Here is a 25,598-nt window from a genome sequence, read left to right as displayed (position 1 = left end):
GGGCGGCGTTTTTCGTTGCGGATCAAGTTCAGCCGCGCAGCGCGCCGCCGGTGGCCTTGGCGACCTTTTCGATGATCTTGGCCCCCACTGCCTCGATCTCGGCCTCTTTCAGGGTCTTTTCCGTGGGCTGCAGCCGCACGGTGATCGCCACGGATTTCTTGCCCGCACCCATCTGCGCCTCGGCCTTCTCGCCGGTGAACTCGTCGAAGACGCGCACCTGATCGATCAGCGCCTTGTCCGCCCCCAAAGCGGCATTGACGATGGTCAGCGCCTCGACCGTGCTGTCCACGACAAAGGCGAAATCACGCTCCACCGCCTGCAGATCGCGCATCACCAGCGCGGGCCGTGTGGCGCCGGTCTTGCGCGGCGCGGGTACGGCGGCGGGCCAGATGGTGAAGGCCACCGCAGGCCCTTTGACATCCATCGCGGCCAGCACCTTCGGATGCACCTCGCCAAAAACCGCCAGCGGGTTCTTGGGGCCAAGGCTGATCACCCCGTGCCGCCCCGGATGGAACCACGCGGCACCGTTGCGCAGGATCTGTACCCGCTCGGGCGCGCCAAGGGCAGCCAGAACCGTCTCGGCATCGGATTTGGCGTCGAACACATCGACCGCGCGGGATGACCCATGCGGATCGCGCGGGCCTGTGCGACCCACCAACAGGCCCGCGACCTGCACCACCTGTTCGCCCGGCTCGCCGCCGGTGAAGGCATGGCCCACCTCGAACAGCGCAAGGTCCGCAAAGCCGCGTGCCTGGTTGCGGGCTGCGGCCTGCAACAGCCCGGCCAGCAGATCAGGGCGCATGTGGGACATGTCGGCGCTGATCGGATTGGCCAGCATCGTTGCATCCGTGCCGCCACCGAACAGCGCGGCCGCCGCCTGATCGATGAAGCTGTAGCTGACGCATTCGTTATACCCCAGCGCCGCCACCGTGCGCCGCGCGATCTGCTCGCGCCGCTGGCCCAGCGACAGGATCGGTTTGGGCACACCTGCATGGGCACGCGGCATCGGCTTGCCGACCAGCTTGGTCAGCGATGCGATACGCGCCACTTCCTCGACCAGATCAGCCTCGCCAAGGATGTCGGGGCGCCAGCTGGGCACATGGGCCATGTTGCCTTCCAGCTTGAAGCCCAGTTTGGTCAGGGTCTGGCGCTGTTCGCTTTCGGGGATGTCCATGCCCACCAGCGACTGCACCCGCGCCGTATCCAGCTTGTAGGCACGGGCCACGTCAGGCACCTGGCCCGCTACCACAACCTCGGACGCCTCACCGCCGCACAGATCAAGGATCATCTGCGTCGCCAGATCGACCGCTTCCATGTTGAAGGCCGGATCAATCCCGCGTTCGTTGCGATAGCGCGCGTCGGAATTGATCTTGAGCGCGCGGCCCGTCATCGCGATCTGTACGGTATCCCAGACCGCCGCCTCAAGGAACACGTTCACCGTGTCATGGGTACAGCCCGTGGACAGCCCGCCCATGATGCCGGCGATGGATTCGATCCCTGCATCATCGGAAATCACGACCTGCCCCGCGTCGAACGTGTAGGTCTTGTCGTCCAGGCCCACCAGCGTTTCGCCACCCGAGGTGCGATGAATGCGCAGGTTGCCCTTCACCTTGTCCGCATCGAAGACATGCAGCGGGCGGTTGCGGTCGAATGTGAAGAAATTGGTGATGTCGACCAGTGCCGAAATCGGGCGCAGCCCGATGTCGCGCAGCCGGGTTTGCAGCCACTCGGGGCTGGGGCCGTTCTTCACGCCACGGATCAGACGACCGGCGAAAACCTCGCAGCCGCCCACGCGCGCATCCTCGTCGATGCTGACGCCGATGGGGCAGGGGAAGCTGCCCTTGATCTCGGCCTCTTTTGCAGGCTTTAGCGTGCCAAGGCCGCGTGCGGCCAGATCGCGGGCAATGCCGCGCACACCCAGCGCATCGGGACGGTTGGGGGTGATCGCGATCTCGATCACCGGGTCGACCTTGGCGGGGTCATTCTTGGCCAGCCAGTCGGTGAACCGTTCGCCCACCTCGCCGCTGGGCAACTCGATGATGCCGTCATGTTCTTCCGACAGTTCCATCTCGCGTTCGGAACACATCATGCCGAAGCTTTCGATGCCCCGGATCTTGCCCACGCCGATGGTCGTGTCGATGCCGGGCACGTAAACACCGGGCTTGGCGATCACCACGGTGATCCCTTCGCGCGCATTGGGCGCGCCACAGATGATCTGCGTCTCGCCCTCATCGGTCAGAACCTTGCAGACCCGCAGCTTGTCGGCGTCGGGGTGCTTTTCGGCATGGATCACCTTGCCGATGGTGAATTCGGCCAGCTTGGCGGCGGGGTTTTCCACGCCTTCGACCTCAAGCCCCAGATCGGTCAGTGCATAGGTGATCTCATCCACCGAGGCGGTGGTCTCGAGATGTTCCTTCAGCCAGGAGAGGGTGAATTTCATGTTGCTGTCCCGTCTCGTTCGGTGGGATCGGACCCACCTGTGTCTTGGATGTGGCGGGCAGCGCCCGCCCAATGATTAACGCGAAAGGCCGCCATGCAGCGTCGGCTGATCCAGCGATGCAAAGCCGTAATGCCGCAGCCAGCGCAGGTCTGAATCGAAGAATGCCCGCAGATCGGGGATGCCGTATTTCAGCATCGCGATCCGGTCGATGCCCATGCCGAAGGCAAAGCCCTGCCACTTGTCGGGATCGATCCCACCCGCCTGCAGGACCTTGGGATGCACCATGCCGCTGCCCAGGATTTCCAGCCAGTCATCGCCCTCGCCAACCTTCAGCGTGCCGCCTTCCCATGAGCAGCGGATATCGACCTCGGCCGACGGTTCCGTGAACGGGAAATGCGAGGCGCGGAAGCGCAGCTCGACGTTGTCCACTTCGAAAAACGCCTTCACGAATTCCTCGAGGCACCATTTCAGGTTGGCCATCGAGATATCCTTGTCGATCGCCAGGCCTTCGACCTGATGGAACATCGGCGTATGGGTCTGGTCGTAATCGGCGCGGTAGACGCCACCGGGGCAGATGATGCGGATGGGTGCGCCATGCGCCTCCATCGACCGGATCTGCACCGGGCTTGTATGCGTGCGCAACACATGCGGCGGGCGCGGATCATTCGCGTCGCGATGCATGTAGAACGTGTCCATCTCGGCCCGCGCCGGGTGATGCGAGGGGATGTTCAGCGCGTCGAAATTGTACCAGTCGGTGTCGATGCGCGGGCCTTCCGCGACCGAGAAACCCATATCGGCGAAAATCGCCGCCACTTCCTCGGACACCTGCGAAATCGGGTGGATCGTCCCCGCGCGGCGGCCCCGCCCCGGCAGGGTCACGTCCAGCCATTCGGCGCGCAGACGCTCGTCCAGGGCGGCATCGCCCAGGGCGGCTTTCTTGGCGGACAGCGCGCTCGTGATCTCGTCCTTCAGCGCGTTCAGCGCGGGGCCTGCGATCTGCCGCTCTTCCGGGCTCATCTGGCCCAGTTCGCGCATCTTCAGGCTCAACTCGCCCTTCTTGCCCAAGGCGGCAAGGCGCACCTCTTCGATGCTGGCCTCATCCGCGGCACCTGCGATCAGGTCCAGGTATTTGCGTTTCAGATCATTCATCACATGGCGTTCCTTGCTGTTGTGACCAGTCCCCGCACGGCATGGCCCGTTCATGCAAGAAGCCGCAAGACCCTGAACAGGTCCGCGGCTTCCTTTATCTGCAACTCCGGTAGGGGAGTGGCTTACGCGAGCGCGGCCTTCGCCTGTGTGACGATGGCACCGAAGGCTTCGGGCTCGTGCACGGCCAGATCGGCCAGAACCTTGCGGTCCACTTCGATGCCGGCCAGGGCCAGACCGTTGATGAAGCGCGAATAGGTCATGGTTTCATCGAATGCGCGCACACCGGCGTTGATTCGCTGGATCCACAGCGCGCGGAAGTTCCGCTTGCGGGCGCGGCGGTCGCGGGTTGCGTACTGGTTGGCCTTGTCCACGGCCTGTGCGGCAACGCGGAAGGTGTTCTTGCGACGACCATAATAACCTTTTGCGGCCTTGATGATCTTCTTGTGACGGGCGTGGGTGACTACACCGCTCTTGACGCGAGACATGTTCGGTTCTCCTTAACGATCGTACGGCATCATCGACTTGATGATCTTCTCATCAGGTGCCGACATGACTGTGGTGCCGCGTGCATTGCGGATGAACTTCTTGTGCCGCTTGATCATGCCATGGCGCTTGCCGGCCTGAGCGGTCAGGATGCGTCCTGTCGCCGTCACTTTGAACCGCTTCTTGCAGCTCGACTTGGTCTTCATCTTGGGCATTTCCGTCTCCTTGACTTTGGGTCGGTTCACGCGCGACTCGGCATGCCACATTGGCCGGTCCCGCAGTAAGAGCGCGCGATATACGAGGGATCGGGCAGGCTGTCCAGCCCAAAGCCGCCATGAAAGGCCGCTTTGCCGCTTTCCGGCATCGGCCCGTCAGACGAAATCGGCAATCACCTTGATGAAGACTTCTGGCACCTGGTCGATCCGGTAGCCGCCGGGTTTCTGGGTCAGGGCATAAAGCGTAAGCCCCCCGCCGATGACCAGCGTCAACATCGCCGTGCGCGGCGCGCGCCCGTCCGAGATGGCGCTGACGATGGATGGCGCCGACAATCCCAGCACCACAAGCCCGATGACCAATGCAAGATCAGTATCCATGGCCGTGCCCCCAACCATGATGAACATATAAAAAGTACAGGGTCAGACTACTCTGGATCAGTGGCGAAAATCAAACGTTCCGCGCAGGGGGCGACGCGAAGGATATTGGTCGTGCCGGCCTTGTTGAACGGCACACCCGCAATGACCAGGATCTGGTCGGACTCGGTGGCGTAGCCCTGCGCGCGCGCGGCGCGCGCGGCATTGACCACGGCCATCTTGAAGCGGTCCAGCGCCCCGGTCATCACGCAGTTTACGCCCCATGTCAGTGCCAGGCGCCGTGCGGTGCCGCGCAGGCTTGTCATCGCGATGATGGGCACGCGCGGGCGCTCGCGCGCCGTCAGCAGGGCCGTGGTGCCTGATTGCGTATAGCAGCAGATCACCTTGATATCCGTGGTCTCGGCGATCTCGCGCGCGGCGGCCACGATCCCGTCGGCCACGCTGGTGCGGGTCGCCTTGCGGCTGGCCTCGATCACCTCGCGGTAGGTGGGATCGCTTTCCACCTCGACAGCCACGTTGTTCATCGTGCTGACCGCCTCGACCGGGTAATGTCCGGCTGCGGATTCCGCGCTCAGCATGATCGCATCCGCACCCTCGTAGATGGCTGTTGCCACATCGGATACCTCGGCGCGGGTCGGCATCGGGCTTTCGATCATCGATTCCAGCATCTGGGTTGCCACGATCACCGGTTTCGCCGCGGACCGGCAGCGCCGGACCAGGCGTTTCTGGATCGGCGGCACGTTCTGCACCGGCAGCTCCACGCCCAGATCGCCGCGGGCCACCATGATTCCGTCACTGACGGCAAGGATGTCGTCAAAGCATTTCACGGCACTGGGTTTTTCGATCTTCGACAGGATCGCGGCGCGTCCGGCGGCAAGTTCACGCGCTTCGATCACATCTTCGGGGCGCTGCACGAAGGACAGCGCCAGCCAGTCCACCCCCAGCGCACAGGCGAATTCCAGGTCCTTGCGATCCTTCTCGGACAAGGCCGCAAGCGGCAACACCACATCGGGCACGTTCACACCCTTGCGGTTCGAAATCGTGCCGCCGACAGTCACGGTGCAATCCGCGAAATCCGGCCCGCAGTTCTGCACCGTCAGGCGGATCTTGCCATCGTTGACCAGAAGGTTCGCGCCCGGCTCCAGCGCCGCGAAAATCTCGGGATGGGGCAGGCAGACCCGGCTCGCATCGCCCTCGGCCGGGTCAAGATCCAGCCGGAAGGCCGCGCCCTCGGACAACTCTTCCTCGCCACGGGCGAAACTGCCCACGCGCAGCTTCGGCCCCTGCAGATCCGCCAGGATGGCGATCGGGCTGTCCAGATCCTTTTCGATCTGGCGGATGATCTCGTGACGTGCACGGATATCGTCATGGGTGCCGTGGCTCATGTTCAGACGGAACACATCCGCACCGGCCTCGTGCAGGGCGCGGATCATCGCATAGTCATTCGATGAAGGCCCCAGCGTTGCCACGATCTTCACATTCCGGTGCCGTCTCATCCTGTCTCCTCGATCTCTGGCCTGCATCCTGCATGTTATCGCTAGCAATCGCGCAATTGCGAACGCTCTGCAATTCCATTCCGTCGCCAACTGTCCTAGGTCTTCCACAAAGGAAATGACAGCCCCATGACATACGCGCCTTTCGAAATCACCGGCCATGACCGCGCATCGCGCTGGCTGGTGACCTGTGACCACGCCGCCAATACGGTGCCCGCTTTCGTCAATGGCGGCGATCTGGGTCTGGCGCGCTGCGATATGGAACGTCACATCGCCTATGACGTGGGCGCGGCCGGCGTTACTCGCGCGCTGGCCGATGCGCTGGGATGCCCCGCCATCCTGTCGAATTTCTCGCGCCTGGTGATCGATCCCAACCGGGGCGAGGATGATCCGACCCTGCTGATGAAGCTCTACGATGGCACGATCATCCCCGCCAACCGCCACGCGGGGCGCGACGAGCTGGAGATGCGCCTGAACCGCTGCTACCGCCCGTATCACACGGCGTTGGCCGAACTGGCCGCGCGGCGCGATGACACCGTGATTGTCTCCATCCACAGTTTCACCCCGCAATTGCAGGGCCGCCCGCCGCGCCCCTGGCATGTGGGCGTGCTCTACGCCGCCGATACGCGCTTTGCCCGCCCGCTGCTGGCGCGCCTTCGGGCCGAGGCCGATCTGTGCATCGGCGAGAACGAGCCCTATGGCGGCCACCTGCCCGGCGATGCCATCGCGCGTCACGCCATCGCCTGGGAACGGCTGAACGCCCTGATCGAGGTCCGCAACGACCTGATCGCCACCCCTGACCAACAGATGGCATGGGCCGCCCGCCTTGCCCCGATCCTGCAACAGGCGCTGGCCGATACCGGGCAGTAAATCACACAAGGAGCAACAGAATGGACGACCAGACCCGCATCGAACTGGAAGCAGCCGCATTCCGCGCCCTGCGCGATCACCTGATGGTGCAGCGCCCGGATGTGCAGAATATCGACATGATGAACCTGGCGGGGTTCTGCCGCAACTGCCTCAGCCGCTGGTACCAGGAGGCCGCGAACGAACGTGGCATCGACATGACCAAGGATCAGGCGCGCGAGATCTACTACGGCATGCCCTATGAAGACTGGCGCGCCCGCAACCAGACCGAGGCCAGTCCCGAAAAGAAAGCCGCCTTCGACGTGGCCTTCGCCGAGAACGTCACGAAAAAAGCGCCGAAGTAATCCCCGGCGCCCCTGTCTTGCTGACGTGTCTCGCTGGCGTTTCTTCTTGCTGCAAATATCCTGGGGGTGTGGGGGCAAGGCCCCCACGGTGGGGTGCGGGGGCAAGCCCCCGCGCGCGCCGATGCCTCAGACAGCCGCCTTGAGGCTCTCGTCCAGGTAGATCTCGCGCAGCCGTGCCGCCACCTTGCCCGGCGCACCGGTGCCCACCTTCGCCCCGTCGATTTCCACAACCGGCATCACGAAAGTCGAGGCTGACGTGATGAAGGCTTCGTCCGCATCCTGCGCCTCGGCGATCGTGAAGGCGCGCTCCTCCACTTCCATCTGCGCCTCGCGCGCGAAGCGCAGCACGGCGGCGCGGGTGATCCCGTGCAGGATGTCGTTGCTCAACTGGCGGGTGATGATGCGGTTGCCCTTGACGATATAGGCATTGTTGCTGGTGCCCTCGGTCACCGCCCCATCCTCGACCATCCATGCATCGTCGCAACCGGCCTTCTTGGCCATCATCTTGCCCATCGACGGATAAAGAAGTTGCACCGTCTTGATATCGCGCCGGCCCCAGCGGATATCCTCGATGCTGATGACCTTGATCCCCTTCTGCGCCACGGGGTTCGCGGCCAGACCCGGCTTGTTCTGCGTGAACAGCACCAGGGTGGGCTTGGTCACCTCCGGGTCGGGAAACGCGAAATCCCGGTCGCCCGGCGCACCGCGCGTGACCTGCAGATAGATCATCCCCTCCTCGATCCCGTTCAGCCGGACCAGCTCGCGGTGGATCTCCAGCAGGTTGTCGAACCCCTCGGGCTTGTCCATGTCCAGCTCCGACAGGGACCGCTCCAGCCGCGCCAGGTGCCCGTCGAAGTCGATCAGCTTGCCGCCCAGAACGGATGTCACCTCATAGACGCCATCGGCCATCAGAAAGCCGCGGTCGAAGATCGACACCTTCGCCTCGGTCTCGGGCAGGTATTCTCCGTTCACATAGACGGTGCGCATGTCTTGTCTCCTTGCTGCGGGGCGCGAAGGATCAGCCCCAAAGGCCCGGTTCGGGCGGATGCACGCCCGCCTCGTCGAACCGAAGCGGTGTGTCGCGGTCTTCGGCCAGAAGAAGCGGCCCGTCAAGATCCGTCACCATCGCGCCCTGCGCAACAAGTGTCGCAGGCGCCATGGCAAGCGAACTTCCGACCATGCAGCCGACCATCACCTTGTAACCCTGCGCCAAGGCCGCATCGCGCAGCGCCAGCGCCTCGGTCAGCCCGCCGGTCTTGTCCAGCTTGATGTTCACCACGTCGTATTTACCCGCCAGGTGCGGCAGGCTCGCGCGGTCGTGGCAGCTTTCATCGGCACAGACGGGCACAGGCCGGTCCATCCCGATCAGCGCCTCATCCTCGGTGCCGGGCAGGGGTTGTTCCACCAGCGCCACGCCCAGCCGCACCAGGTGCGGCGCCAGGTCGGCATAGACCGCAGCCGACCAGCCCTCATTCGCATCCACGATGATCGTCGACCTGGGGGCCCCGCGCCGCACCGCCTCCAGCCGGGGCATGTCATCGGGCGTGCCCAGCTTGATCTTCAACAGCGGCCGGAACGCATGTTTCGCCGCCTGCGCCTCCATCTCGGCAGGCTCGGCCAGGGACAGCGTATAGGCGGTGATCTCCGGCCCCGGCCGCGCCAAACCCGCCAGTTCCCAGGCGCGGCGACCCGTCTGCTTCGCTTCCAGATCCCACAGCGCGCAATCCACCGCATTCCGCGCGGCCCCTGCTGGCAGAAGATCGTAAAGCGCCGCCCGCGTCACCGGCCCGCGCAACCCCTCGATCTCAGCCGTCACCGACTCCAGCGTCTCGTCATAGCGGGCATAGGGCACACATTCGCCCCAGCCGGTCACGCCGCCTTGCGCGATCCGCACCGTCAGAACCTTCGCCTCGGTCCGCGATCCCCGGCTGATGGTAAAGACCTGCGCCAGCTTGAAGATATCGCGCGTCACCGTGATCTGCATGACCGCCTCCTGCTTCTTCTTGCCAAAAATATCCATATCCTCCGGCTCGCACCCGGCACGCCAGAGGATTGTCTGCGAAAACCTCTCAGATCGCGGCCAGCGCGTCCACCAGCTTGTCCGCGCCGTAACGATAGGGATCGGTCGCCGGCAGCCCCAGCCGCGCCTCCACATCCGCCAGGTAGGCCTGCGCCTCGTCCTCGCCCATGTGTTGCGTGTTGATCGCATAGCCGATCACCTGACAGGCCGGGTTGGCCACCTTTGCCAGTTCCAGGGCCATATCCCGCACCTGCTCCAGCGATGGCAGCTTGTAGCCGGGCAGCCCGCGCATGTGTTCGCGCGTGGGCTCGTGGCACACGACCAGCGCATCGGGCTGGCCACCATGGATCAGGGCCATGGTCACGCCGGAATAGGACACATGGAACAGGCTTCCCTGACCCTCGATCATGTCCCAATGATCCGCGTCATTGTCCGGCGTCAGCCATTCGACGGACCCGGCCATGAAATCCGCGATCACCGCATCCAGCGGCACGCCGTCGCCGGTGATCAGGATGCCTGTCTGACCCGTGGCGCGGAAACTCGACTTCAACCCGCGCGCCTTCATCTCGCGGTCCATGCACAGCGCGGTGTACATCTTGCCGACCGAGCAATCCGTGCCGACAGCCAGGCAGCGCTTGCCGGTCCGCTTCACCCCGTTGGCGATGGGATATTGCACCGTGGGCACGCGCACATCATGCAGTTGCCGACCGCAAGCCTGCGCCACCGCCACCAGGTCAGGCTCGTCCCGCAGCAGGTTGTGCAGGCCGGATGCAAGGTCGAAGCCTTCTTCCAGTGCCTGCACCAGTACCTTTTTCCACGCGGCCGAAATCACGCCGCCACGGTTCGCCACACCGATCACCAGCGTTTTCGCACCGGCCGCGCGCGCCTCTTCCAGCGTCATGTCGGGCAGGCGCATGTCGGCGCGGCAACCTTCCATGCGGAACTGGCCCACGGCATTCTGCGGACGCCAGTCCTTGATGCCCTGCGCGACCTTGGCGGCCAGACCATCGGGCGCATCGCCCAGGAACAGAAGATAGGGGGTTTCGATCATCGCGTTGCCCTTTCACATGCGTATTGACCCGAGGGTTACGGATTCCGCGCGGGATTGCATTGCAAATCGGGCGTCAGAATCCGCAGTCGCGCAAGATCTTCCGCCATTTGTCCGTTATTTGCGCAGTTTCTTCGGTAGCTGCTGCCGACTCGCGCGTCGAATGCGGCGTTGCGGCAATCATGCCGCAGCTGCAAAAGGCGCTTGCGCCCACTTGCGCAATTTCATACCCAATGGCGCCAGAAATACGCAATATCCTTACCCGAGAGGTCCAAGCCCATGAGCTTCCGCATCCAGCCTGCCGCCCCAGCCCGTCCGAACCGCTGCCAGTTGTTCGGCCCCGGCTCGCGCCCCGCGATCTTCGAGAAGATGGCAAGCAGCGCGGCGGATGTGATCAACATCGACCTCGAGGATTCGGTCGCCCCCTCCGACAAGGACAGCGCCCGCGCCAATGTGATCAAGGCCATCAACGAAATGGACTGGGGCAACAAGTACCTGTCCGTCCGCATCAACGGGCTGGATACCCCGTGGTGGTATCGCGATGTCGTCGACCTGCTGGAACAGGGCGGCGAACGCCTGAACCAGATCATGATCCCCAAGGTCGGCTGCGCCGAGGATGTCTATGCGGTCGATGCCCTCGTGACCGCGATCGAACGCGCCACGGGCCGCAAGACGCCCATCACCTTCGAGGTGATCATCGAATCCGCCGCCGGCATCGCCCATGTCGAGGCGATCGCCGCCTCCAGCCCGCGCCTGCAGGCCATGAGCCTGGGCGCCGCCGATTTCGCGGCCTCCATGGGGATGCAGACGACCGGCATCGGTGGTACGCAGGCCAATTACTACATGCTGCACGAGGGCGCGAAATACTGGTCCGATCCCTGGCACTGGGCGCAGACCGCCATCGTCGCGGCCTGCCGCACCCATGGCATCCTGCCCGTGGATGGCCCCTTCGGCGATTTCAGCGATGACGAGGGTTTCCGCGCCCAGGCGCGCCGCTCGGCCACGCTGGGCATGGTCGGCAAATGGGCGATCCACCCCAAGCAGGTGGCGCTGTCCAACGAGATTTTCACCCCCTCTGACGAGGCTGTGGCCGAGGCGCGCGAAATCCTTGACGCGATGGAGCAGGCCAAGGCCCGCGGCGAAGGCGCCACCGTTTACAAGGGGCGCCTGGTCGACATCGCCTCGATCAAGCAGGCCGAGGTGATCGTGCGCCAGTCCGAGATGATCACGGGCTGATCATCGCGCGATGATCGCCCCGTCGTGCTGGCGGGGCGGTTTTTACTTGGATATTTGAAGCAAGAAGAAACGGCAGGCGCGGCGTGCCTCAGCCGCGTTCGTCCTTGGGTGATCCCATGACGACGAAAGACGTGATCGAATTGACCTGCGGCAGGGTGCCCAGAACATCGGTGTGAAAGCGCTTGTAAGCCGCCAGATCCGCAGCCTCGATCCGCAGCAGATATTCCACATTGCCCGTGATGTTGTGGCATTCGCGGACTTCGGGCGCGCGCGCGATGGCACGTTCGAAGGCTTCCTGTGCAGTTTTCGTGTGAGAATTCAGTCCGACCGTGATATAGGCCGTGAACCCGACCCCCATCGACAGCGGGTCAAGGATCGCCCGGTATCCCCTGATCACACCGCGCCGTTCCAGGTCCTGGACCCGGCGCAAACAGGCGGAAGGAGACAGGCCAACCCTGTCGGCCAGATCAGTGTTGCTGATCCTGCCGTTGCGAGAAAGCTCTCGCAATATGTGTGCGTTGATTTTGTCTGTATCGGTCATTTGTTGTTTTTGTTCGCACGATTCTTGCAAAATAGCAAACTAATTGCGCGCCACTTCGCATAGTGTTGCGTCATGACACTTGACAGCTTTCTTGCACTCTCGGCCTTTGCCCTCGTTTCCTCGATCACGCCGGGGCCCAACAACCTGATGCTGATGGCGTCGGGCGCCAATTTCGGGTTTCGCCGGACGGTGCCGCATATGCTGGGAATCGGGCTGGGATTCGGCTTGATGGTCGTGCTGGTGGGCCTTGGGCTGGTACGCATTTTCGACGCATTTCCGGTGACGCATCTGATTCTGACCGTTGTCGGCGTGGCCTACCTGCTGTGGCTGGCCTGGAAGATTGCCCATGCCGCAGCGCCGGATGCGGCGCGGGCGGGGGCACGGCCCTTCACCTTTTTTCAGGCGGTGCTTTTCCAATGGGTGAACCCCAAGGCCTGGCAGATGGCGCTGACGGCGATCACGCTTTACGCGCCGGACAGGTCCGTGGTGGCCATCCTGTGGGTGGGGCTGGTGTTCGCGCTGATCAACCTGCCTTCTGTCAGCACATGGACCGTGATGGGCCAGCAGATGGGGCGCATTCTGTCCAGTCCCAAACGCTTGCGCCTTTTCAACTGGAGCATGGCCGCACTGCTGGTCGCCTCGCTTGTTCCGGTCGTGCTTGCCCCCGTCTAGCGCGGGTGCAGGGTCCGATCCGTCATGATGCCGTTGCATCCGGCGGCCGAGGAGGCCATATACCAAGCGTCGACAGCCGGAGTGATCGGATGACCAACTATCTCGATTTCGAACGTCCCCTTGCCGAGATCGAAGGCAAGGCAGAGGAACTGCGCGCCATGGCGCGCCAGAATGCCGAGATGGATATCGAGGCCGAAGCAGCCGCTCTGGACAAGAAGGCCGCCGATTTGCTGGTGTCGCTCTACAAGGATCTCACGCCCTGGCGGAAATGCCAGGTCGCCCGCCACCCCGATCGTCCGCATTGCAAGGATTACATCGAGGCGCTGTTCACCGAATACACGCCGCTGGCCGGGGACCGCAATTTTGCCGATGACCATGCGGTCATGGGTGGCCTTGCCCGGTTCAACGATACGCCCGTGATGGTGATCGGCCATGAAAAGGGCAATGACACCAAAAGCCGGATCGAACGCAATTTCGGTATGGCCCGGCCCGAAGGCTACCGCAAGGCGATCCGGCTGATGGATATGGCGCACCGTTTCGGCCTGCCGGTGATCACCCTTGTCGACACCCCCGGCGCCTATCCCGGCAAGGGCGCGGAAGAACGCGGCCAGTCCGAGGCGATTGCCCGCTCGACCGAGAAATGCCTGCAGGTCGGCGTGCCGCTGGTCAGCGTGATCATCGGTGAAGGCGGTTCCGGCGGGGCCGTGGCCTTTGCCACCGCGAACCGCGTCGCCATGCTGGAGCATTCGGTCTATTCCGTGATCAGCCCCGAGGGCTGTGCCTCGATCCTGTGGAAGGATGCAGAAAAGATGCGAGAGGCGGCAGAAGCCCTGCGCCTGACCGCGCAGGATCTGCGCAAGCTGGGTGTGGCCGATCGCGTGATCCCCGAACCCGTCGGCGGCGCGCATCGCGACAAGCAAAAGACGATCAAGGCCGTGGGCGAGACGATTGCCGCGATGTTGGCCGAACTGTCCGACCTCAAGGGCAAGAAGCTGATCGAGGATCGGCGCAAGAAATACATCGAGATGGGCCGCAAGGGTCTGGCGGCCTGATCAGGCGGACCGCTTGCCCATGGCGCCTGCCCTGCGCAGCGCCCAGAGTGTTCCCAGCGGTCCGATCAACTCGAATATCACCGTGCTGCCTATCGTGAGGGTCAGGATCATCTCGCCGCTGGTGGGCAATTCCTGTGCCGCCACCAGCGCCATGCCCACAGCCACGCCTGCCTGCGGCAGCAGGGCGGGGCCGTAAAGCAGGGCTTCCTTGGGGCTGCGTCCCGCGATCCGCGCGCCCAGCCATCCGCCGATCAGGCGGGCCACGATCCGCAGCACGATATAGGCCGCGCCCAGAAGGCCGATCTGTCGCAATGTCTCGATCTCGAGCGTGGCGCCCGCCAGCAGGAAGAACAGCAGCATGAAGGGCCATTGGACATGGCGTATCTCGTGAAAGGCGCGGTCATGGTGGCGGGCGACATTCACGATCACCGCGCCCACGGTCATCCCGGCCAGAAGGAACGACACGCCCAGCCATAGCGACAGTCCCGCAGTCAGGAAGACAAGCGCCAGGGCTTCGGTCTGCAGGGGTTCGCCCCGCGTGATGCGACCGGTCAGAAACGCGCCCGGCAGTCCGATGGCAAGGCCAAGGGCGATGGCACCCAGAATGTCGCGCCCTGCCGCCGCCAGAAGGTTTTCCTGAACGCCGGTGCCGGACAGGCCGACGGCAAAGACCAGCGCCAGCGAAAACGCGATCATGCCCCAGGCGTCATCAATCGCCACGATGCCCTTGATCGTATCGACGAATGGCCCCTTGGCGCCGGACTGCCGAATGATGTCTTGGGTTGCGGCGGGGGCGGTTGCGGTGGCCACGGCCCCGATGACCAGGGCCGCGCCCGGCGGCACCCCCAAAAGCCATGCAGCGGCGGCGACAAGTGCAAGCGTGACCGCCACGATCGCGACCGAGATGAACAGGATCGCGCGCCCATGGGCCGCCAGCGTCTTGCGTGTCAGCGATCCGCCCAGAAGAAAGGCCACCATGGTCAGGGCCATGACCGACAGCGCCTCGTACCAGGCGACGGCTTCGGCTGGGATCAGGTCGAACCCGGCGCCGCCCATGATCACTCCCACAAGCAGCAGCAGCGTGACGCGGGGCAGCCGCGTGCGCGTGCCCAGCCAATCCGCGGCAAGACCGGCCAGGAAAAGCCCCGCAAGCACAAGGAAACTCTGTGAGAGTGCCATGAGGCCCCCTTTCAGCCCGCCAGCATCTTGAGGCCCTGCGTCACATCCGACCGCACCGCCAGCCGCAGCCCCGGTTCATCCCCGGCCTTCAGCGCGGCGATGATCAGCCTGTGGAAATGCGGCGGATCCCTGCGTTTCAGTCGCACGTAAAGCGCGCGCATCGTGGGACCCATCTGCAACCAGACGGTTTCCGCCATCGCCAGCATCGCGGGGGCCTGCGCACGCAGGTAAAGCGTGCGGTGGAATTCCAGATTGGTGCGGATATAGGCCACGGCATCCTGACGCATCGCGGCATCGCCCACGGCGGCGTTGATCGTCTGCAACCTTTCGATCAGCGCCATGTGGGCGCGGGGCAGGGCGCGGCTGGCCAGCTCCACCTCGATCAGCGACCTGAGCGCGGCCAGTTCCTCGATCCGCTCGTTGCTGAGTTCCGGGGTCGAGACGCGCCCCGAGGATGACAGCGTCAACGCGCCCTCTGCCACAAGGCGGCGGACGGATTCGCGCGCGGGCGTCATCGAGACACCGTATTCCTTGCCGATCCCGCGCAGAGTCAGCGCCTGGCCGGGCGCGATGTCGCCATGCATGATCCGGCTGCGCAGACCGCGGTAAACCCGGTCATGGGCATTGGGAAGCGGATCGGTGCGGGTGATGACTGTCTGCATGTCGCCATGTGATCACAAATCGGGAAAGGGTCAACCTCGGATCAGCCGCCGAAATCGTAGCGATGCAGATCGCCGCCCTTCTCGCGCAGCCAGCGGCGCGGGGCGCGGTAATCACCGTAGAGCCGCGTGACCACGGACCAGAAGGCATCGGAATGGTTCATTTCCGCCAGATGCGCGACCTCATGGGCGGCGACGTAGGCCAATACCTCGGGCGGTGCCATGATCAGCCGCCACGAATACATGAGCCCCCCGTCCGCCGTGCACGATCCCCAGCGCGAACGCGTGTCGCGCAGGCTGATGCGGTCATAGCCTCGCCCAAGCCGTGCGGCATAATGATCCGAGGCCGCAGCCAGCCGGTCCCGCGCCATGTGCTTGAGGAAACCGGCGATCCGGGCGGCGGACCTGTCGGGCGCACCGGGCACCAGCAGATGATCGTCCTCGACGCGGACAAGCCGCCCTGATCCGCTTGCGATTCGCAGCAGACGGCCTTCGAGCGGCAGCTCGGCGCCGATCCCGATCCGCGCGGGTCCGGGATTGGCGATCAGGTTCTGACGCAGCCAGTCCGCCTTTTCATGTGCGAAAGCCAGTGCTTCGCGGTCACTGACCCGCAAGGGGCAGGTCAGCGTCACACGCCCGTCAAGCCGCGAGATCCGCAGGGAAATGCGGCGCGCCTGCGCGGTTTTGCGAAGTGTGATGGCCACCGGGGGGTTGCCCGGCAGGAAATGCTGTCCCATATGCCCTCTCGACCCTGCGCCAAGCGTTCCGTTAAAGCCTTTGACACGCGTGACCCGTTATGGCAGTTGGCGCGGATCGTCGACAAGACACAAGATTTGAAAGGGATATCCATGCCCAAGGAAGAATGGGGTGTGAAACGCGTCTGCCCGACAACCGGCAAGCGTTTCTACGACCTGAACAAGACCCCGATCGTCAGCCCCTACACCGGTGAAGTGGTGGAATTCGACATCGGCAAGAGCCGCATGATCGCCGCTGATGCCGAGGATGCTGCGACCAAGAAGATGAAAGTCGTCGATCTGGATGCCGATGAGGACGTTCTGGACGATGAAGAGGTCGATGTGGATCTGGATGATGATCTGCTGGATGACGACGAGGATGACAACGTATCGCTTGACGATATCGCCGATGTCGCCTCGGACGATGACGAAATCTGACCTCGTCGAATGACTGGCCGCGGGCGGAATTTTCCGCTTGATCCCGCCCGCGCCATTGCCTAAAGAACCGCGACACCCCGCAGGGGTGCGACGACACGGCCCGACAAGGGCTGACAAGATGGGGCCTTAGCTCAGCTGGGAGAGCGCTTGCATGGCATGCAAGAGGTCAGGGGTTCGATCCCCCTAGGCTCCACCATCTTCCCGATAGCCAGAACTGACAGCCGCGCCGCCCAACGGTGCCATGTTACCGTTTTGCATGTGTTCTGCACGGATTGCAGTCTCCCTGATATCTTCATGTTCCGCCGCCGTGGCGCGTGATATCTTTTGACGGCACGTCCGCGTGAATGCTCGCCTTTCCAGTGAAACAGGCGCGCATCCTTGGAGCGGTGCAACACGGACCGGTCGCATGGCCGGTATGGTAGCCAATAAAGAGGGACATAATGATTAAAGAATTCAGAGACTTCATCGCGCGTGGCAATGTCATGGACATGGCTGTGGGTATCATCATCGGCGCGGCCTTCACCGCGATCGTCAGTTCGATGGTGGCCGACCTTATCAACCCGATCATCAGCCTTGTGATCGGTGGTATCGACTTCTCGGGCATGTATGTGCTGCTGGGCAGCGGGGAATACAGCTCGATTACCGCCGCCGAAGAGGCGGGCGCGGCCGTCTTCGCCTATGGGCGCTTCATCATGGCCGTGGTCAATTTCCTGATCATCGCCTTCGTGGTGTTCATGCTTGTCAAGGCGGTCAACCGCGCGCGCGACGCGGCGATCAAGAAACCCGAACCGGAACCCGCGGCCCCCGCCGGACCCAGCGAACTGGATATCCTGATCGAAATCCGGGATGCGCTGAAGAAGTGACCCGCTGGCTTCACGGCCAGTCAAGAGCACGTGAGACAGAGGACCCGCACGCGATGTGCGGGTCTTTTCGCTTGTTGCGGTCAGGCGCATCATGTTGCCTATTGCGGACAAAAGTTTACTTGTTATCCGTAATTTGTAGGAAATCATGTCTTGATCGGGGCTCTGGCCGACCAAGGGCCTTTTGCGCTACCCGCTTCCGATCATCCGAGGAAACCCGATGTCCTTGATCAAACAGACCTTTCTGTCGCTCGTTGCGGTCGCCGCCGCGCTGGCCCTGTGGATTGCATTCGTGCCTTCGGCCCAGCCGATGCTGGACAGGATGGGTGTTCTGGGACTGTTGGGAATCGAGCCTGCTGCCAACGGCCAGCAGGCTGCGGGTGGCGGTGGCTTCGGGCCGCGCGGGCCGGCCAAGGTTGTTCTGGATCGCGTCACCCGTGAGGCGCTGAGCCAGAGGGTCAGCGCCATCGGCGATGGGCGCGCGCTGCGTTCGGTCGATGTGCGCGCCGAACGGACCGGCAGCGTCCGCGCGGTCGAGGTGGTATCGGGCCAATATGTCGAAGAGGGCGCGGTCATGGTCCGGCTTGAGGACCGCGCCGAGGTCATCGCGCTGGAGCGTGCACGCCTGATGCAGGCCGATGCCGAGGATGAATTGCGCCGCCTCACGACCCTGGGCGATTCTGGTGCGGTGACGACGGTGCGCATTCGCGAGGCCGAGCTTGCCTTGCAGACCGCGATCCTCGCGATCCGCCAGGCCGAGGTCGATCTGGACCAGACCGTGGTGACCGCGCCAATCTCGGGCTGGCTTGGCCTTGTCGATGTGGAACACGGCGACAGGTTGACGGCACAGGATGTCATCGGAGTGCTGACCGATCGGTCGCAGATCACCATCGACTTCCGGGTGCCGGAACGCGTGATCGGCGCGCTTGAAGTCGGTATGGAGGTGCAGGTTCGCTCCATGTCGGGGGTGCCGATCCCCGTGTCGGGCCGCTTGACCGCGATCGACAACGTCGTTGATCGTTCCAGCCGCACCTTGCGGGTACAGGCCGCGCTGGACAACGAGTTGGATCGCCTGCGCGAGGGAATGGCCTTCGAGGTCACCGTTGACGTGGCCGGTCAGGCCTATCCTTCGGTCGATGCGCTGGCCGTGCAATGGTCCAGCCAGGGGTCTTTCGTCTGGCGGGTGCAGGATGGCAAGGCGCAGCGTGTGCCCGTGGTCATCCGTCAGCGCAACCCCGACCGGGTTCTGGTCGAAGGCGATCTGTCCGAAGGTGACATGGTGGTGATCGAAGGCGTGCAGACCCTGCGCCCCGGCGCCGATGTCGCCCCTGCGAACGAGGCCGCAACGGCGCGCGACGGCAAAGCGCCCGCTGCGACGCTCTGAGACGCGCAAGATGAAAAACCCCGCCAATCCAGCGCCCACGACCGCCGGAACCGCACTGTTCGTCCGCCGCCCGATCCTGGCCTTCGTGGTGAATGCCCTTATCATCATCGCGGGCCTTGCCGCCCTCTTCGGGGTCGAGGTGCGCGAGTTGCCCGATGTGGATCGCCCCGTGGTCACGATCACCACGCGTTTTTCGGGCGCCTCGCCCGAAACGGTCGACCAGGAACTGACCGGCCGCATCGAAGGGGCCGTGGGTCGTGTGTCCGGCGTGCGCACCATTTCCTCGGAATCGCGCTACGGCCGCAGCCGGGTGACGCTGGAATTCAACGACGGGGTGGATCTGGACGTTGCGGCCACCGACACGCGCGATGCCGTCGCGCGCATCGCCAATGACCTTCCCGACGATGCCGACCAGCCCGAGATCATCAAGGCCGATGCCAATGCCGATCCGGTGATGCGGATCGCGGTCACATCCGACACGCGCTCGCCCCAGGATCTGACCCAACTGGTCCGCGACCGGGTCGAGGATCGTCTGATCTCGATCCCCGGGGTGGCGGATCTGCAGATTTATGGCGACCGCGAGGCGATTTTCCGCGTCGATATCGACCAGCTCGAACTGGCCAGCAGGGGCCTGACGCTGGCCGATATGGCGCGCGCCCTGAACGATGTGGCCTTCGATGTGCCCGCAGGCGATCTGGAAGGCAGCCGCCAGTCCATCAACGTGCGCACGACAGCGACCGTGATCACCCCCGAGGCGTTCGAGGCCCTCGAGCTGAGTCCGAACGTCACCATCGGCGATGTGGCGCGCGTCACGCTTGGCCCGGCGCCGAACGAAACGGTCCTGCGCGCCAATGGCGAAACGGGCATCGGCATGGGCATCATCCGGGCCGCCACCAGCAACACGCTGGATATCTCCAACGGCGTGCATCAGGCCATCGACGAATTGCAGCAGGTTCTGCCCGATGACGTGAAGATCTTCGTCACCTCGGACGACGCGGTTTTCATCAACGGCTCCATCCGCGAAGTGGTCACCACGTTGTCCCTGGCGATCCTGATCGTGGTCGCCGTCATCTTCGTGTTCCTGCGTGACTGGCGCGCCACCCTGATCCCCACCCTGACCCTGCCGGTCGCCCTGATCGGCACGCTGGCCGCGATCTACATGGTCGGCTTCTCGGTGAATATCCTGACGCTGCTGGCGCTTGTGCTGGCCACGGGCATGGTCGTGGACGATGCCATCGTGGTGCTGGAAAACATAGTGCGCCGCCGCTCCGAGGGGATGGGGCCGCGCGCCGCCGCCGTCCTTGGCACGCAGCAGGTGTTCTTCGCCGTCGTCACCACCACCGCCACGCTGGTGGCCGTGTTCATTCCGCTGTCGTTCCTGCCCGGTCAGGCCGGCGGGTTGTTCCGCGAATTCGGCTTCACCCTGGCCATGGCGGTCATGCTGTCCTCTGTCGTGGCGTTGACGCTGGCGCCGGTTCTGGCCAGCCGGCTTCTGGCCCGCGCCGAAAGCGGCCAGCCCGAGAAAGGCCCGATGGTCTGGCTGGGCGACAGGCTGGCAGGCCTTTATGCCGCCACGCTGCGGGCCGCACTGGCCGCGCCCATGGTCGTGGTGATCGTCGCGGGCCTCTTCGCGCTGACGGCCGTTCTGGTCTCGGGCGGCATCAGGCAGGAACTGACCCCGCGCGAGGATCGCGCCATCATCCTGATGTCGGTCACCGCCCCCACGGGCGTGTCCCTGAATTACACCAGCGCCAAGCTGCAAGAGATCGAAACCGCGATGGCCCCGCTGCGCGACAGCGGCGAGATGACGAATGTCTTCTCGATCACCGGTTTCGGTGCCTCCAACCGCGGCTTCGTGGTCATGACCCTTGCCAAATGGGATGAACGCGCCCGCAGCCAGCAAGAGATCGTGGGCGACGTGAACCGCTACCTCGGTAGCGTCGTGGGCGTGCGCGCCTTCGTGATCCAGCCCAACTCTCTCAGGATCCGTGGCGCGGGCCGCGGCCTCAGCTTCGCGATCACCGGCAGCAATTACGAACAGCTCTCCCAGGTCGCGGACCAATTGGTGCAGGCCATGCAGCAGAACCCGGCCATGGGTCAGGTGCGGCTGGAATATGAAACGACCCTGCCGCAGTTGTTTGTCGAGATCGACCGCGCCCGCGCCTCGGACCTTGGCATTGACATCACCGGCCTTGGCAATGCCCTGCGCGCGGTTCTGGATGGGCGCAGCGTGGGTTCGGTCTTCATCGACGACACCTCTTATGATGTGCAGATGCTGTCCAGCAGCGATCCCGTGAACGATCCCACGGATCTGGAAAACATCTTCGTGCAGGCCTCGGACGGACAGATGATCCCGATGTCCAGTTTCGTGCGCCTTGAAGAACGCGCCATCGCCCCCGAGCTCAAACGCGAGGGCAAGGCACGATCGGTCGAAATAACCGCAGGCCTGACCCCGGACATGTCGCTGGGTGACGCCATGGACGAGGTGCGCATCCTCGCCGAAGGGATCATCGCGCCCGAGAACACGATTGTCCCGCTGGCCGAGGCGGCCGCGCTGGATCAGACCTCGTCTGGCCTGATCGTGACCTTTGCCTTTGCCATCCTCGTGGTGCTTCTGGTGCTGGCGGCGCAATTCGAAAGCTTCATCTCGGCCATCGTCGTGATGGCGACCGTGCCTTTCGGGCTGGCCTGCGCGATCTTTGCGCTTCTGCTCAGCGGCCTCAGCCTGAATGTCTACAGCCAGATCGGGTTGGTGATGCTGATCGGGATCATGGCCAAGAACGGGATCCTGATCGTCGAATTCGCCAACCAGCTGCGTGATCGTGGCGCGGATGTGAAAACGGCGATCTTCGATGCCTCGACCATCCGCCTGCGGCCGGTGATGATGACCATGACCTCGACCGTGCTGGGGGGCGTGCCGCTGATCCTATCCTCGGGTGCCGGGGCCGAGGCGCGCGAGGCGCTGGGCTGGGTGATCGTGGGCGGCCTGGGCCTTGCCACGCTGTCGACGCTCTACCTGACCCCCGTTGCCTATCTGCTGCTGGCGCGCTTCACCGCCCCCAAGGTCGAGGAAGAGCGCCGCCTTGTCCGCGAACTGGAAGAGGCGCAGCGCGTCTGATCAGGTGCGCCGCCTGTCGCCACGAGATGAAACATTGACATAACCGGTTTTTTGGTTATGAATTCCCGCATGACAACCGCAAGCCCCATTTCCCGCGCCTTGGCCGCCCTTGGCCATGATGTCCGCCTGTCGATCTATCGCCTGCTGGTCAAGGCGGGCCAGGGCGGGTTGAGCATTGGCGAGGTGATCGAGCATCTGGACATTGCACCTTCGACGCTGGCGCATCACCTGTCCACGCTGGTTGATGCCGGTCTGGTCACGCAGGAAAAGCAGGGCCGGACCGTGATCAACCGGGTCGATTACGACGTGATGCACAGCACTGTGGACTTTCTGACTGCGGAATGCTGCAGCGGCGTGACACTGTCCAAAACGTGCAAGGTGGCCTGATTTTTTTACAGTAAGAAACCAATAAATTAGGGAAATAGAGATGACTGACGCCACCGTTGATCCGCGCCACCCCGCGGCGCTTGCCCGCGTGATCTGGGCCAAGCACCGGGTCTGGCTGGCCTCGGCGCTGATCCTTGCCGTGCTGGCCATCATGGATGCGGCCCAGGCGCAGGCCTCGGCGATATTCGCAACTGCGGCCCTGCTGAACACCGCGCCTTTCCTGCTGCTGTCCATCGGGATTGCCGCATGGGCCGGGGCCACGGGGGCCGACAACCTGATCGCGCGTGCCTTCATCGGCGCGCCTGTGCTGATGATCGCGATGGCCGCACTTGCGGGTGCGCTCTCGCCCTTCTGTTCCTGCGGGGTGATCCCGTTGATCGCCGCACTTCTTGCGATGGGGGTTCCCCTGTCGGCGGTCATGGCCTTCTGGCTGGCCTCGCCCGTCATGGACCCGTCGATGTTTGCCCTGACCACGGGCGTTCTGGGGCTGGAGTTCGCCGTCGCCAAGACGCTGGCCGCCATTGGCCTTGGCCTGATGGGCGGCAGCGTGGTCCATTGGGTGACGCGGGCCGGCGGTCTGGCCATGCCCCTGCGGGACGGGATCGGCAATGGCGGCTGCGGAGGTGCCAGGGTGCGCGCGCCAAAGCCGGTGGTCTGGCGCTTCTGGCATGATCCGGCGCGGCGCATGAAGTTCGGGCGCGAGGCACTGAACACGACCCTCTTCCTGACCAAATGGCTGCTGCTGGCCTTCCTGCTGGAAAGCCTGATGCTGGCATTCATCCCCGCCGAGACCGTCACCTCGGTTCTGGGGGGCGCGGGCATTGCCCCCATCGCCATCGGCACCCTGGTCGGCGTTCCGGCCTATCTCAACGGTTACGCGGCCCTTCCGCTGGTCGGCGGTCTGGTCGCACAGGGCATGGCCCCCGGCGCAGGGTTGGCCTTCCTCGTGGCGGGCGGCGTCACGTCCCTGCCTGCGGCCATCGCGGTCTGGGCGCTGGTGCGACCGGGCGTTTTTGCACTCTATATCGCGCTTTCACTGTCCGGCGCGTTCCTCGCAGGCCTGTTGTTCCACCTCTGGACCCTGGCCTGATCCAGCGGGCGCGGCAGGATCACCCGCCGCGCCCCGATCTTTCACGCCACCAGCGTTTGCGGATCGACCGTCGCGATCCCCAGCGCCTCGCCCACGGCGGCATAGGTCAGCTGCCCCGCATGTACGTTCAGCCCGGCCAGCAGATGCGCATCCTCGGCGCAGGCGCGCTTCCAGCCCTTGTCGGCCAGTGCCAGCATGAAGGGCATCGTCGCATTCCCCAGCGCCAGGGTCGAGGTGCGCGCAACCGCGCCGGGCATGTTGGCCACGCAGTAATGCATGATCCCGTCCACCTCGTAGATCGGGTCCTGGTGGGTCGTGGCGCGCGATGTCTCGAAACAGCCGCCCTGGTCGATGGCCACATCCACCAGCACCGCGCCGGGCTTCATCATGCCTAGTTGCGCGCGGCTGATCAGCTTGGGCGCCGCCGCACCGGGGATAAGCACCGCCCCCACCACCATGTCGGCTTGCGGCAGCAACTCTGCCAGCAACCCGGCCGAGGAATAGCCCGTCTTGAACTGCCCCCCGAACACATCGTCCAGATAGCGCAGGCGTGGCAATGACCGATCCAGCACAGTGACATCCGCCCCCATGCCTGCCGCGATCTTGGCCGCATGCGTGCCCACGACACCGCCGCCGATCACCAAGACACGTGCAGGCCCCACGCCCGGCACGCCACCCATCAGCACACCGCGCCCGCCATTGGCCTTCTGCAATGTCCATGCGCCGACCTGCGGCGCCAACCGGCCCGCCACCTCGGACATCGGTGCCAGCAAGGGCAGGCCACCGGAACGATCGGTCACGGTCTCATAGGCAATCGCGGTGCAGCCCGAGGCCAGCAGGTCACGGGTCTGATCCGGGTCCGGTGCAAGGTGCAGATAGGTGAAAAGCAACTGCCCCTCGTGCAGCATCTTGCGCTCGCCGGCCTGCGGTTCCTTGACCTTCACGATCATGTCGGCCTGCGCGAACACATCCGCGGCGGTCGCAATGATCGTCGCGCCGGCCGCGACATAGTCGGCATCCGCGAAACCCGCACCCACACCCGCGCCGGTTTCGATCAGCACCGTGTGGCCGTGCGCAACAGCCTCCATCGCGGCATTGGGCGTCATGCCGACGCGGAATTCCTGCGGCTTGATCTCTTTCGGGCATCCGATTTTCATTGGTCTCTCTCCCTTGGTGTTTATTTGGCACCATCATGACGCAGAGCCTGCGCAAATCGTTTGAATTCGGGGTCGCATTTTCAGGGGCTTTGCGGATATCCTTCGATTCAAATGGCACTTCATCGAAGGAATCTTCGTTTCATGGCGCTTGACCCGACAGATCGCCGCATTCTTTCCGTTCTTCAGCGCAAGGGCCGCATTTCCAATGCCGACCTGTCGGAAGAGGTGAACCTCTCGGCATCGGCCTGTCATCGCCGTGTGCAGCGGCTCGAGGAAGACGGATACATCAGCAGCTATGTCGCCCTGCTGGATCGTCGCAAGATGGGCCTGCCTACGCTGGTCTTTGTCGAGATCACGCTGTCCGGTCAGGCGGATGATCTGCTGGATGCCTTTGAAAAGGCGGTGTCGCGCATTCCTGACGTGCTGGAATGTCACCTGATGGCGGGCACCGCCGATTACATCCTCAAGATCGTGGCCGAAGATACCGAGGATTTCGCCCGCATCCACCGACAGCACCTCTCGCGCTTGCCGGGTGTCGCCCAGATGCAAAGCAGCTTTGCCCTGCGGACCGTGTTCAAGACCACCGCGATCCCGGTCTGACACGGCATGGACCCGCGCCAGCCGTTGCCTTTGCCCCGCCCTTCGCCCAGATTGCCC

At 64.1% G+C, this 25,598-nt stretch carries 26 protein-coding genes and 1 tRNA gene; 13 read left to right on the top strand and 14 right to left on the bottom strand.

What is annotated here, in order from left to right; genetic code table 11:
• Positions 1-28: 28 nt before the first annotated feature.
• From pheT to pyk, 6 genes are all read right to left on the bottom strand, one after another.
• Positions 29-2,440, bottom strand: a complete 2,412-nt coding sequence (gene pheT / locus ACMUJL_RS09435; protein ID WP_375568732.1) for a phenylalanine--tRNA ligase subunit beta — start codon at positions 2,438-2,440, stop codon at positions 29-31.
• Between the two features lie 75 nt (positions 2,441-2,515).
• Positions 2,516-3,589: a phenylalanine--tRNA ligase subunit alpha gene (gene pheS / locus ACMUJL_RS09430; RefSeq protein WP_375568734.1), complete on the bottom strand. Its 1,074-nt coding sequence runs from the start codon at positions 3,587-3,589 to the stop codon at positions 2,516-2,518.
• Between the two features lie 122 nt (positions 3,590-3,711).
• Positions 3,712-4,074 (bottom strand): 50S ribosomal protein L20, encoded by a 363-nt coding sequence (gene rplT, locus ACMUJL_RS09425; RefSeq protein WP_068293908.1) that lies wholly within the window; start codon positions 4,072-4,074, stop codon positions 3,712-3,714.
• A gap of 12 nt (positions 4,075-4,086) precedes the next feature.
• Positions 4,087-4,287 (bottom strand): 50S ribosomal protein L35, encoded by a 201-nt coding sequence (gene rpmI / locus ACMUJL_RS09420; protein ID WP_068294390.1) that lies wholly within the window; start codon positions 4,285-4,287, stop codon positions 4,087-4,089.
• Positions 4,288-4,443: 156 nt separating this feature from the next.
• Positions 4,444-4,665 (bottom strand): hypothetical protein, encoded by a 222-nt coding sequence (locus ACMUJL_RS09415; protein WP_068294387.1) that lies wholly within the window; start codon positions 4,663-4,665, stop codon positions 4,444-4,446.
• Between the two features lie 47 nt (positions 4,666-4,712).
• Entirely contained in the window at positions 4,713-6,158 is a 1,446-nt protein-coding gene (gene pyk, locus ACMUJL_RS09410; RefSeq protein WP_068293904.1) for a pyruvate kinase, read from the bottom strand.
• Between the two features lie 126 nt (positions 6,159-6,284).
• On the opposite strand from pyk, the gene ACMUJL_RS09405 reads away from it, so the two are divergent.
• The gene (locus ACMUJL_RS09405) at positions 6,285-7,025 is read left to right on the top strand and encodes an N-formylglutamate amidohydrolase (protein ID WP_068293901.1); all 741 of its coding nucleotides are present in this window, start codon (positions 6,285-6,287) and stop codon (positions 7,023-7,025) included.
• Positions 7,026-7,045: 20 nt separating this feature from the next.
• Positions 7,046-7,366, top strand: coding sequence for a DUF1244 domain-containing protein (locus ACMUJL_RS09400; RefSeq protein WP_068293898.1), 321 nt, complete (start codon positions 7,046-7,048; stop codon positions 7,364-7,366).
• Between the two features lie 126 nt (positions 7,367-7,492).
• Here ACMUJL_RS09400 and ACMUJL_RS09395 read toward each other — a convergent pair whose 3' ends face one another.
• From ACMUJL_RS09395 to dgcN, 3 genes are all read right to left on the bottom strand, one after another.
• On the bottom strand, positions 7,493-8,353 hold the full coding sequence (locus tag ACMUJL_RS09395; RefSeq protein WP_375568738.1) for a D-amino-acid transaminase: 861 nt from the start codon (positions 8,351-8,353) through the stop codon (positions 7,493-7,495).
• A 31-nt stretch (positions 8,354-8,384) separates the two neighbouring features.
• Positions 8,385-9,350 (bottom strand): N-acetyl-D-Glu racemase DgcA, encoded by a 966-nt coding sequence (dgcA, locus tag ACMUJL_RS09390; RefSeq protein WP_375568740.1) that lies wholly within the window; start codon positions 9,348-9,350, stop codon positions 8,385-8,387.
• An 85-nt stretch (positions 9,351-9,435) separates the two neighbouring features.
• Positions 9,436-10,437: an N-acetyltransferase DgcN gene (gene dgcN / locus ACMUJL_RS09385; protein ID WP_375568742.1), complete on the bottom strand. Its 1,002-nt coding sequence runs from the start codon at positions 10,435-10,437 to the stop codon at positions 9,436-9,438.
• A gap of 276 nt (positions 10,438-10,713) precedes the next feature.
• Between dgcN and ACMUJL_RS09380 the strand changes: the two genes are divergently transcribed.
• Positions 10,714-11,670: an L-malyl-CoA/beta-methylmalyl-CoA lyase gene (locus ACMUJL_RS09380; protein ID WP_375568744.1), complete on the top strand. Its 957-nt coding sequence runs from the start codon at positions 10,714-10,716 to the stop codon at positions 11,668-11,670.
• 88 nt (positions 11,671-11,758) lie between these two features.
• Here the strand turns inward: ACMUJL_RS09380 and ACMUJL_RS09375 are convergent, their stop codons facing one another.
• The gene (locus tag ACMUJL_RS09375) at positions 11,759-12,211 is read right to left on the bottom strand and encodes an Lrp/AsnC family transcriptional regulator (protein WP_068293882.1); all 453 of its coding nucleotides are present in this window, start codon (positions 12,209-12,211) and stop codon (positions 11,759-11,761) included.
• Positions 12,212-12,283: 72 nt separating this feature from the next.
• Between ACMUJL_RS09375 and ACMUJL_RS09370 the strand changes: the two genes are divergently transcribed.
• Both ACMUJL_RS09370 and ACMUJL_RS09365 read left to right on the top strand, forming a co-directional pair.
• Positions 12,284-12,883 carry a LysE family translocator gene (locus ACMUJL_RS09370; protein ID WP_375568747.1) on the top strand — a complete coding sequence of 200 codons (600 nt, stop codon included), beginning with the start codon at positions 12,284-12,286 and terminating at the stop codon, positions 12,881-12,883.
• Between the two features lie 89 nt (positions 12,884-12,972).
• A complete protein-coding gene (locus tag ACMUJL_RS09365; protein WP_068293880.1) occupies positions 12,973-13,935 on the top strand; it encodes an acetyl-CoA carboxylase carboxyltransferase subunit alpha in 963 nt (320 codons plus the stop codon).
• On the opposite strand, the gene ACMUJL_RS09360 is transcribed toward ACMUJL_RS09365, so the two are convergent.
• From ACMUJL_RS09360 to ACMUJL_RS09350, 3 genes are read right to left on the bottom strand one after another with little or no spacing between them, the layout of a single operon-like run.
• Positions 13,936-15,114, bottom strand: a complete 1,179-nt coding sequence (locus ACMUJL_RS09360; protein WP_375568749.1) for a cation:proton antiporter — start codon at positions 15,112-15,114, stop codon at positions 13,936-13,938.
• Between the two features lie 11 nt (positions 15,115-15,125).
• Positions 15,126-15,776 carry a GntR family transcriptional regulator gene (locus ACMUJL_RS09355; protein WP_068293874.1) on the bottom strand — a complete coding sequence of 217 codons (651 nt, stop codon included), beginning with the start codon at positions 15,774-15,776 and terminating at the stop codon, positions 15,126-15,128.
• Between the two features lie 41 nt (positions 15,777-15,817).
• Positions 15,818-16,510 (bottom strand): M48 family metallopeptidase, encoded by a 693-nt coding sequence (locus tag ACMUJL_RS09350; protein WP_068293872.1) that lies wholly within the window; start codon positions 16,508-16,510, stop codon positions 15,818-15,820.
• 111 nt (positions 16,511-16,621) lie between these two features.
• On the opposite strand from ACMUJL_RS09350, the gene ACMUJL_RS09345 reads away from it, so the two are divergent.
• The 7 genes from ACMUJL_RS09345 to ACMUJL_RS09315 all read left to right on the top strand — a co-directional run bounded on the left by ACMUJL_RS09345 (position 16,622) and on the right by ACMUJL_RS09315 (position 23,784).
• A complete protein-coding gene (locus ACMUJL_RS09345; protein ID WP_068293866.1) occupies positions 16,622-16,945 on the top strand; it encodes a TIGR02300 family protein in 324 nt (107 codons plus the stop codon).
• A 120-nt stretch (positions 16,946-17,065) separates the two neighbouring features.
• Positions 17,066-17,141, top strand: a tRNA-Ala gene (locus ACMUJL_RS09340).
• Positions 17,142-17,385: 244 nt separating this feature from the next.
• On the top strand, positions 17,386-17,808 hold the full coding sequence (gene mscL, locus ACMUJL_RS09335; protein WP_068293864.1) for a large conductance mechanosensitive channel protein MscL: 423 nt from the start codon (positions 17,386-17,388) through the stop codon (positions 17,806-17,808).
• Between the two features lie 217 nt (positions 17,809-18,025).
• Positions 18,026-19,189 (top strand): efflux RND transporter periplasmic adaptor subunit, encoded by a 1,164-nt coding sequence (locus tag ACMUJL_RS09330; protein ID WP_375568753.1) that lies wholly within the window; start codon positions 18,026-18,028, stop codon positions 19,187-19,189.
• Between the two features lie 10 nt (positions 19,190-19,199).
• The gene (locus tag ACMUJL_RS09325) at positions 19,200-22,307 is read left to right on the top strand and encodes an efflux RND transporter permease subunit (protein ID WP_375568755.1); all 3,108 of its coding nucleotides are present in this window, start codon (positions 19,200-19,202) and stop codon (positions 22,305-22,307) included.
• Positions 22,308-22,376: 69 nt separating this feature from the next.
• On the top strand, positions 22,377-22,694 hold the full coding sequence (locus ACMUJL_RS09320; protein WP_375568757.1) for an ArsR/SmtB family transcription factor: 318 nt from the start codon (positions 22,377-22,379) through the stop codon (positions 22,692-22,694).
• Between the two features lie 40 nt (positions 22,695-22,734).
• Positions 22,735-23,784 (top strand): permease, encoded by a 1,050-nt coding sequence (locus tag ACMUJL_RS09315; RefSeq protein WP_375568759.1) that lies wholly within the window; start codon positions 22,735-22,737, stop codon positions 23,782-23,784.
• A 41-nt stretch (positions 23,785-23,825) separates the two neighbouring features.
• On the opposite strand, the gene ald is transcribed toward ACMUJL_RS09315, so the two are convergent.
• Complete coding sequence (gene ald, locus ACMUJL_RS09310) at positions 23,826-24,941, bottom strand: alanine dehydrogenase (RefSeq protein WP_375568761.1); 1,116 nt, start codon at positions 24,939-24,941, stop codon at positions 23,826-23,828.
• 141 nt (positions 24,942-25,082) lie between these two features.
• Here ald and ACMUJL_RS09305 point away from each other — a divergent pair, with 141 nt between their 5' ends.
• Positions 25,083-25,541 (top strand): Lrp/AsnC family transcriptional regulator, encoded by a 459-nt coding sequence (locus ACMUJL_RS09305; RefSeq protein ID WP_068293854.1) that lies wholly within the window; start codon positions 25,083-25,085, stop codon positions 25,539-25,541.
• Positions 25,542-25,598: the final 57 nt, after the last annotated feature.

The sequence above is a fragment of the Seohaeicola sp. genome (assembly GCF_048006315.1).
Taxonomy (GTDB): Bacteria; Pseudomonadota; Alphaproteobacteria; order Rhodobacterales; family Rhodobacteraceae; genus Seohaeicola.
Note: the sequence above shows the minus strand (reverse complement) of the source record. Positions and strands in the feature narration are given on the sequence as shown.